Annotated in this window: 5 protein-coding genes; 2 read left to right on the top strand and 3 right to left on the bottom strand. The window is 32.1% G+C overall.

Features of this window, described 5'->3' with window-relative positions:
* Positions 1-204: 204 nt before the first annotated feature.
* The gene (locus VIL26_02265; GenBank protein ID HEY8389769.1) at positions 205-1,116 is read left to right on the top strand and encodes a helix-turn-helix transcriptional regulator; all 912 of its coding nucleotides are present in this window, start codon (positions 205-207) and stop codon (positions 1,114-1,116) included.
* Between the two features lie 46 nt (positions 1,117-1,162).
* Entirely contained in the window at positions 1,163-1,945 is a 783-nt protein-coding gene (locus tag VIL26_02260) for a hypothetical protein (protein HEY8389768.1), read from the top strand.
* Positions 1,946-1,976: 31 nt separating this feature from the next.
* On the opposite strand, the gene VIL26_02255 is transcribed toward VIL26_02260, so the two are convergent.
* The 3 genes from VIL26_02255 to VIL26_02245 all read right to left on the bottom strand — a co-directional run bounded on the left by VIL26_02255 (position 1,977) and on the right by VIL26_02245 (position 6,250).
* Positions 1,977-2,543: a DUF4489 domain-containing protein gene (locus VIL26_02255; protein ID HEY8389767.1), complete on the bottom strand. Its 567-nt coding sequence runs from the start codon at positions 2,541-2,543 to the stop codon at positions 1,977-1,979.
* A gap of 116 nt (positions 2,544-2,659) precedes the next feature.
* On the bottom strand, positions 2,660-5,176 hold the full coding sequence (locus VIL26_02250; GenBank protein ID HEY8389766.1) for a TIM-barrel domain-containing protein: 2,517 nt from the start codon (positions 5,174-5,176) through the stop codon (positions 2,660-2,662).
* A 117-nt stretch (positions 5,177-5,293) separates the two neighbouring features.
* Entirely contained in the window at positions 5,294-6,250 is a 957-nt protein-coding gene (locus tag VIL26_02245; GenBank protein ID HEY8389765.1) for a LacI family DNA-binding transcriptional regulator, read from the bottom strand.
* Positions 6,251-6,254 lie beyond the last annotated feature (4 nt).

Raw genomic sequence — 6,254 nt, 5'->3', positions numbered from 1 at the left:
ATATTGAATACAGACATTATAGCATAATGATTTTTTATATGATATGAGGATTTTACGAATAATTTATAATATCTTACTTTTTTAGTAACAAAATCACCAAAATCACAATAATTTGTTGATAATTTTATTATATTTTATTTTAATTATTGACTAACTGAATACAATATGATAATATTTATAAAATATTATTTATTGAGAACATATATGAAAGTAAAAATACTTGAACCTACATACCCTGAAATTGATATAAAAGTTGATGCATTATACACAACTTTTGCTTATCTATACTCACCGTCATTTACATATGACGGCGAATCCCATGACCCTTGGGAACTTGTTTTTATTAACAATGGTGAAGTTGTAGTTAATGTTAATGGCAAATCTATGATTTTGAAAAAGAATCAAATGGTTATTCACGCTCCCAATCAATATCACAGTATCAAAGCCAATAATAAGTCATGCAGCGTTGGAATCATCTCTTTTGGTTCAAGTTCAGAAATCTTATATACTCTAGTAGATAAAGTAATAGATGTTACTGAAACCGAAAAAGACAGTATTCTTAACATTCTTAATGAAGGTTCAATCTTGATGGCAGGCAAAAACTTTATGCCGCCGCCCAAAGAAAATGCTGTCATCCCCTATGGTTCTGGACAATTGATAAAAAACACATTAGAAAATCTTTTGATTTTGCTGGTTAGAAAAAATACCACTCAACATAACAATAACTGCATAGACAGTACAAGTTTCCACAAAAACAACATTGTTCAGTCCGCAGTTATGTATATTAATGAAAATGTGGATAAAAGACTTACCCTAAAAGATATTTCAAAATCGGTAGGATACAGCGTTTCATATATATCTGCTGTATTCAAAAAACACTTGGGTACATCTTTGATTAATTATTTTCTTAAAGTCCGCATAACAAGAGCAAAACAACTGATTGAAGAAAATAAATACTCATTTAATGAAATAGCTGAAATGCTTGGCTTCGATTCGGTACAGTATTTTTCAACACAATTCAAAAAGATCGCTAAGCTTACGCCTTCGCAATATGCTACAATGCTAAAGGTTGCGAAATATAAATTTGATGATGTAGATACATATCTATTAAAATAAATCTTCGGCACTAGTAGTACCAAACCTTACAAAAGAGAAATCAAAGATGAATTTTAGATTTTCTGTTGACGATAATATTTGGTTTTTTCAAGACCTTGCTAAAAATAACTATTCTTCCATTTTTGAGAACAGTTATTTGGCTTTATATAAAAGATTGCACGAAAAGTATAATATAAAAGTTCAGCTTAATTTGTTTTATCAATTTGAAGATTTTAATCTTTCTCAAATGCCTGACCGCTACAAGCAGGAATGGATAGCTAACAAAGATTGGCTTCAGCTGTCTTTTCACTCAAAGACAGAACAAACTCTTTATACCAATTCAAGCTATGATGAACTTTATAATGATTGTCTAGCAGTCAATAACAATATAATACGCTTTGCAGGCAAAGAGGTGCTTAACCCTTTTACCACAGTTCATTGCTGCAAAACGACTGACGGCGGAAACAAGGCGCTTCATGATTTGGGTGTCAAGGGTTTGGCTGGACTGTTTGGCAATAAACAAAATCCAAGAGATTCTTATAACCTAAAATATGAAAACTATAAGAATATTTATGATGACTGTTATTATTATGATAAAAAGTATGATATGTTTTTTGTCAATTTAGATATGGTTATCAACACTTTCAAATTAGAAGATATTATTCCCTATTTGTCTAATCTAATAGGCAAAGAACATATTGAAATAATGATTCATGAGCAATATTTTTATCCGCATTATTATATGTATCAGCCTGATTATGAAAAAAAGATTGAAACAGCTGTTTCATATTTGATTAGCCATAACTACACCTCATGCTTTTTAAATGAAATAAAAATGTCGGAACTTTGATTCCGGCATTTTTTCTTTAAATAACACTTAATTAATCGTCGCACAAACCTTGAGCCAAAGCGCTCAAATCAGCTTTTGTAACTCTCAAGAATTCAAACTCACCTTCAAAATCTTTGCCTTCTACTATCATTTTATATTCACAGCATCCTGGACAGGTTTTGTCACAGAAAGTCACTGTAAACGGTTCGCTTATCTCAACTTCCAATTCCTTGATGCTATCTTCTACATCAATTTCTTTTAGGTATCTCCAAGTTTGCACTACTTCATAATCTTTTTCGCCTTTGCCGTTTTTGCAAATTCTTATCAACTTAAATAATAAATCAACTTCTACTTCATGTTCTTTGCCTTCTTCATCTTCTGCTTCAAATGCAATAAGACTTGAAAACTCAATCTTTACAACCGGCTTATATAAGCAGGTGGTATCAATGATCAATTTATCCAAAACGAAGCTTTGTTTTTCTTGAACTTTACCGTCATCAATCTCAAAAATTGCATCTTGAGAATGCTGACCGCATTCTAACAAAATCTTTTTGGGCTTAGAATACGGAACATAAGGACAATATTCTTCCTTCTTTTTGTTATTATAATAGCTATCCATGTTATTTCTCCTATCTGAAATTATGTAAGAGAAATACCACCTTACATTATAATATGAAAATAGCCATTTGATTTGTGCATAAAAATCAAATGGCCGAAATGCTATAATAGCAATTCTTATATAATAATTTCTACCTTATAATCTTCATTAACATCCATTGATACAGAAATCAAAATCACGTCACTATCCAAAACGCCTTTATCTGCATTAAACGGGAAAGCTTTTCTATCCTTTTTAACTTTTTCAAAAGCTGTTTCTTTACCGTTAACAAGAACTTTTTGGACGTCTTTTAGATCGTCAATTAAATGGCAACGGATAACGATTTCACGGTTTTTGTATGCCTTTTCTCCCTCAAATTCGCCCTTAGCTTTTTTGAAGTTTAAAACAAAGCGATCAAGAGCTTTGTCAAAATATGCATCGTATGCGCTTATACGATAATGACCAAGTTTGTATGCCGTTGTCTTGGTATCATCTTCATATAGATAACCGCTGTCATTTGCGCTTTTGCAAGGATAAAAATCAAAAATAAGTGTATCCCATTTTTGCTCTTCTGTATTATGTGCTTCTTTTGCTAAAGGCAGCAATGCCCCCAGGCGTACAAACAATGGCATAGATTTTATATCAAATTTTAAGAAAATAGTTCTTCTGCCTTCATAAATTTTGCCTGTAAATACATTCATCCATTTGCCTTCAGGCAAATAAATCTTTTTCTTTTCATCTTCATTTATAACGCCGTAATACAGTCCAATAGCAGCTTCTCCGCCTGCTTGGAAATATTCAATTACAACTTTGTGAGGCTCTTTGTCCTTTATTCTTATAAGAGGAAAATTCATGGTCGAATGAAGTGTTTTATCTTCATGCACTTTGACGCCGTCTACATAAACAGTTGAACCATCATCGCTGCGGACAAATAACTCAACCGGATAATCAAATTGAACCGTTGTTTCAAAACGAGCAGAAAAATTATAAACAGGCACATTTTTTTCTGGCGATGTATGATTTAGTATTATGTTTAATTCTTTATATTCAGCCGTTGCGATAGGCTCGCCTTGTAATTCAGTGCCGTTATAGTATGTCGCCTTAATGGGTTCAATAAAATTCTTTTTAGGTATAGGTTGAGGCACTATGCCTGCTATGGGAGCAATCAAAATATCATTGCCTAGCATATATTCATCATTTAGAATAAGAGCTTTTTTATCGTTAGGATATTCATAACCTAAAGATTTGAAAATAGGTTCGCCTGTCATATAGTTATTAAATGCGTTCTTATATATTACAGGCAATAAGCGGTAACGAAGGTTAATATAGTCTCTTACAATATCCACAGTTTCCTGGTCATAATTCCAAGGCTCACGGAATCTTTTTACAACATTTGTGCAATGAGGACGCAAAACAGGAGAAAGGCTGCCAAATTGCATCCAGCGTATAAATGTCTCTTTATTTGGATTGCCCATATGTCCGCCGCAATCAGCATTTACATAAGCAATACAGCTATTTGATGCTTTAATCATAGTATCTATTTCTTGAGAAAGCGCATCTGCTTCACTTGCAATATCGCCTGTCCATTGAATAGAATAACGATGAGATGCTGTATCCTGAATGCCTTGATAGCATCCGTTAACAACATTGACAACATTTCCCATAATCTCGGGACGATAATATATTTCCTTGTTTCCTGATTTTTTCTGATAAAAATGCTTGGTTATATCACTAAAGAGATATAAACCAAAAGTCTCCCAATAGACATTTTTGGTGGGCGAAATCAGATGCGTACCCCAGTTCCTGTCATACCACCAAATATCAAGTCCCAGATTCATTAAGTTTTGCAAATTCTTTTCACGATATTCAATTTCCTTAGGTTCAAAAACATGTGCTTTGTTATTAACAGGTTCAGGGTGATCATTAAACATGATTTTGATGCCATGTTCATGTGCAAAATCCAAAAATCTCTTCATATCAGGGAAAAGCTTTGTATTGATGTCATATCCCCAGCCGTTTTCACATGCACGCCAGTCAGTATCAATAACCATATTATCCAAAGGAATATTATACTTTTCATAATCCAGAATTAGCTGTTTTGCTGTTTCTTCTGTATAAGCATAATATTTTGAGTTCCAGCTGCCCAAGGTAGAAAGACGCACAAGTTCACATCTGCCTGTTAATTCGACATATAGCTTACGAAGTTTTTTGGAATCTTTTCGGCACAACAAAATATAGATGTCTTGAACATTTTCCTCTATCTTATATTTTGATGTTGCATCCTTTGTATAACCCTCAATAGGAACAATAATACGAGGATTATCATAAATTACAAAAGCTTCAGGAGTTTTATTTAAAGCAGGCAATTCACCGTTGTTGATTCTTTTTTTATAAGAATAAACCGTCTTGCCTTCTTTGTTAAAAAGTTTTACACCTGCCAAAGACTTGCCTTCGTGCGGAAGAATCAAGGTATATTCGCCTATATTAATCTTATCAGAATAAGAAATTTCTTCTACATCTTTAAGATAATTTTCTTTTGAAGGAATAAAAAAAGTATTTTGATCGCAAAAGCTTCCTTTTTTTTGCTGTTCTATGTGAATAATATCTTCGCTAAAAAACTGAACGCGAATTTTATTATAAATAATCTGTTTCATATTATCTTTTTCCTGTCCCCATTAATATTTAAATATTATTAACGATAATGAAATACGTTTATTTGATCAAATAGTTTAATTATTTGAAAAAATATCTATTAAAAATGTTACTGAATTTTAAGACTTTATTAAAGATATTGGATAAACCTCTTGATAATCACAATCATCATGATTAATCTTTTTCATTAAAATATCCGTACAACGATCTGAAATATATTTATAATCAGCGCCAACGCTGGGTATTTTTTTGCAAATACACAAATAAGATGAAAGAGCATCCACTCCAAAAATGGAATAATCAGTATAATTTTCTTTATCCAAAAGATCTATTATTACAGATGCAATTTCATCATTAAAACAGAAGATGAAATCATTCTTATTTTGAATAATTTGTTCTGCCACATTATGATTAATTATAGGTCCATCTTCAAATCGACAATTATATTCATCGCAATGAATGTTGTGAGAACTTAAGACATCAAAAAAACCTTGACGACGATCAGCATTAACTGATACGCTCATGCAATTAATGTAGCAAGGCTTATTCCGATATTGATTTAAGAACTCTTTTCCCACCAACTGACCGCAATAATAATTATCAGGATATAGAGAACTTATTCCTTTGCTTTTTGACTTTATGCCGACTAGCACCATAGGAATCTTATTTTTATAACAATAATCCGAAACGCTTTGGTCTATATCAGAAAAGCTGATTATACCGCATACACGATTTTGCAAAAGCGTAAAAAGGAGATCTTTATCAAATACACCATTGCTTACCAAAATCATTCCAAAATAATTATATTTTTGTATTTTATTGACAATTTCATTAGCGCAAATTGTAAAATATGGGTTAGTTGCAGATGACACTACGATTCCTATAAGGTTTGTTTTACCGCTGCGCATGAAGTAAGATACTCCATTGGGTACATATTCCAGCTCTTGTGCAATCTTCTTTATTTTATTTTTTGTTTCTTCTCCAATATCAGAACAATCACGCAAGGCACGGCTGACTGTATTGATAGAAACTCCCGCTTTATCAGCAATATCTTTTAATTTTATAATTTGCTTCATAATA

It is taken from the genome of Clostridia bacterium (assembly GCA_036562685.1).
Classification (GTDB): Bacteria; Bacillota; Clostridia; order Christensenellales; family DUVY01; genus DUVY01.
The sequence above is the reverse complement of the archived record's forward strand: the minus strand, read 5'-3'. Positions and strand labels throughout refer to the sequence as shown.